This is a genomic window from Streptomyces sp. NPDC049970, from assembly GCF_040660235.1.
Classification (GTDB): domain Bacteria; phylum Actinomycetota; class Actinomycetes; order Streptomycetales; family Streptomycetaceae; genus Streptomyces.
On the sequence record NZ_JBFALP010000047.1, the window covers coordinates 1 to 2,801 of the forward strand.

Below are 2,801 nucleotides of genomic sequence, written 5' to 3' on the forward strand. Positions count from 1 at the left end.
CAGGGAGTTGCCTCAATGTCATCCGCACCTCGACGACTCGCGACACGACGACAGTGTGCTTCTCCAGCGGGTCCCCGAGGTCGAGGACGCCCTCGTCCCGCAGCCGCATGACGAGTACGGCGGTGAAGGTCTTGGTGATCGATCCGATGCGGTACTGGGTGGTCTCGTCGGGGACGTGGCCGCCGACCCCCGCACGGGCACCGTGCCAGACCGTCCGTCCGTCCCGTACCACCGCGGCGACGAGCGACGGCGCCCGCCCCTCGGCCTGGGCCACGGCGATCCGGTGCGACAGGGCCCGGCGGGTGCCGGGCAGCAACTCATCCTCACGTGATGTCATTCCCCCAGTCCATCGGGTGGGACCGCACCCCGTCGAGCCCATTTCATCGCTCGGCCGCCGCGCGGCCCACCACCCGCGTGAAACCGCACGGCAGGGGCAGTCAGGACTGAAAGACCATCAGCAGATGTTTTCCGAAATCGGTGTTCCCGAAATCGGTGGGGTGTGTGGTCAGTCAGGAGTGCCCGCCGGGGAAGTGCGTCAGCCGCGCGCCCAGACACTCGGCCAGGAAGGCGGCCGGACAGTAGGGCAGCTCGCCGCGTGAGTCCTCTCCGCACGCGAGCACAAGCCGGTCCGCCGGCGCCCCGGCACACCCCGGGTCAGGTCTGGGCCATGTCCACGAACCGCGAGTAGTGCCCCTGGAAGGCGACCGTGATCGTCGCCGTGGGGCCGTTGCGGTGCTTGGCGACGATCAGGTCGGCCTCGCCGGCCCGCGGGGACTCCTTCTCGTAGGCGTCCTCGCGGTGCAGCAGGATGACCATGTCGGCGTCCTGCTCGATGGAGCCGGACTCACGCAGGTCGGACACCATCGGCTTCTTGTCGGTGCGCTGCTCGGGACCGCGGTTGAGCTGGGAGAGCGCGATGACCGGAATCTCCAGCTCCTTGGCGAGCAGCTTGAGGTTCCGGGACATCTCCGAGACCTCCTGCTGACGGCTCTCGGCCCGCCGGGTGCTGCCCGACTGCATCAGCTGGAGGTAGTCGATGACGACCAGTTTGAGGTCGTTGCGCTGCTTCAGGCGGCGGCACTTGGCGCGGATCTCCATCATCGACAGGTTCGGGGAGTCGTCGATGTAGAGCGGAGCCGCCGAGACGTCCGGCATCCGGCGGGCCAGCCGGGTCCAGTCGTCGTCGGTCATCGTGCCCGAGCGCATGTGGTGCAGAGCGACGCGGGCCTCGGCGGACAGCAGGCGCATCGCGATCTCGTTGCGGCCCATCTCCAGCGAGAAGATGACGCTCGGCAGGTTGTGCTTGATCGCCGCCGTCCGGGCGAAGTCCAGCGCGAGGGTGGACTTGCCCATGGCGGGGCGGGCGGCGATGACGATCATCTGACCGGGGTGCAGGCCATTGGTCAGCGCGTCAAAGTCGGTGAAACCGGTGGGGACACCGGTCATCTCGCCGCTGCGCGAGCCGATCGCCTCGATCTCGTCGAGGGCACCCTCCATGATGTCGCCGAGCGGCAGGTAGTCCTCGCTGGTGCGCTGCTCGGTGACCGCATAGATCTCGGCCTGGGCGCGGTTGACGATCTCGTCGACGTCGTCGTCCGCGGCGTACCCCATCTGTGTGATCCGCGTACCGGCCTCCACCAGGCGGCGCAGCACCGCCCGGTCGTGCACGATCTCCGCGTAGTAGGCGGCGTTGGCCGCCGTGGGCACGGCCTGCACGAGGGAGTGCAGATAGGAGGCGCCCCCCACACGGTTGATCTCGCCGCGTTTGGTCAGCTCGGCGGCGATGGTGATGGGGTCGGCGGGCTCGCCGCGTGCGTAGACGTCGAGGATGGCCTGGTAGATCGTCTCGTGGGCGGGCTTGTAGAAGTCGTGGCCCTTGAGGATCTCGACGACGTCGGCGATGGCCTCCTTCGACAGCAGCATGCCGCCGAGGACCGACTGCTCCGCCTCGAGGTCCTGCGGAGGGACACGCTCGAACGACGACCCCGCGCCGTCCCACCGGTCGTCCTCCCGGCCGCGCTCGTGCTGTTCCTCACGGCGGCCGGCATCGGGGCGCCGACGGGAGGCGGGCAGACGGTCGCCGGGTCCGCTGTCGGCCCACGGGCTGTCCAGGGGCTCGGACATGCTCACCGAGCGACCTCCTCCCGTCCGCCGAGCGGACCTCGCCGTGCGCGTTCTTTCTACGGCACGGCACTGACAGACCGAGAAGCCTCACTCCGGTTCCCGGCGTCATGTCGTGCGGGTGCACCAGCCGGTGTCGAACAGAGCGGGCGCCGGACCACGGTAGGCCCCCGGGCACCGTCAGCCAATCTGGTTATCCACAGGCCATGTGGACGACTGGCCTGATGCTGTGGACAACTCCGCGAAACCTGTGCACGACATGGTGGACAGCGCTGTGAACAAGACCGCGGCTCCCCGGGAAAGACCCCTCCGACCTGGGCTTTTGCCATCCACGGGCTGTGCAGAAGAAAAACTTCCCCCCTCGGCCCACAATCGCTGCGAACGGTGGGCGCATGTGCACGGCATGAGACGGAAAGTAAGGTGCGCATGGGCTTTGCATTCCTTACCTGTGGATGATTGGATTGACGCCCATGACACAGGCCCCCGCACGCCCCACGGCCTCCCGGCGGCGGCACGACCGAGAGATCATCGCCCTGGCTCTCCCGGCCTTCGGCGCGCTGGTCGCCGAGCCGCTCTTCGTCATGGCCGACAGCGCCATCGTCGGTCATCTCGGCACGGCACAGCTCGCCGGACTCGGAGTCGCCTCCGCCCTGCTGACCACCGCCGTCAGTGTCTTCGTC

General features: G+C 68.5%; 2 protein-coding genes and 2 pseudogenes. 1 reads left to right on the top strand and 3 read right to left on the bottom strand.

The genetic code is table 11. The annotated features are described in order from the left end of the window. The 3 genes and pseudogenes from AB0I83_RS31315 to dnaB form a co-directional block, all read right to left on the bottom strand. On the bottom strand, positions 1–337 hold a 337-nt coding region (locus AB0I83_RS31315), incomplete at its 3' end, for a serine hydrolase domain-containing protein (protein ID WP_363307038.1). A 100-nt stretch (positions 338–437) separates the two neighbouring features. Then, positions 438–638 (bottom strand): annotated as a pseudogene (locus AB0I83_RS31320) (hypothetical protein); the annotation flags it as partial. 16 nt (positions 639–654) lie between these two features. Beyond that, entirely contained in the window at positions 655–2,130 is a 1,476-nt protein-coding gene (gene dnaB, locus AB0I83_RS31325) for a replicative DNA helicase (protein ID WP_125496711.1), read from the bottom strand. Between the two features lie 461 nt (positions 2,131–2,591). On the opposite strand from dnaB, the pseudogene AB0I83_RS31330 reads away from it, so the two are divergent. After that, positions 2,592–2,801: pseudogene (locus AB0I83_RS31330) on the top strand (MATE family efflux transporter); the annotation flags it as partial.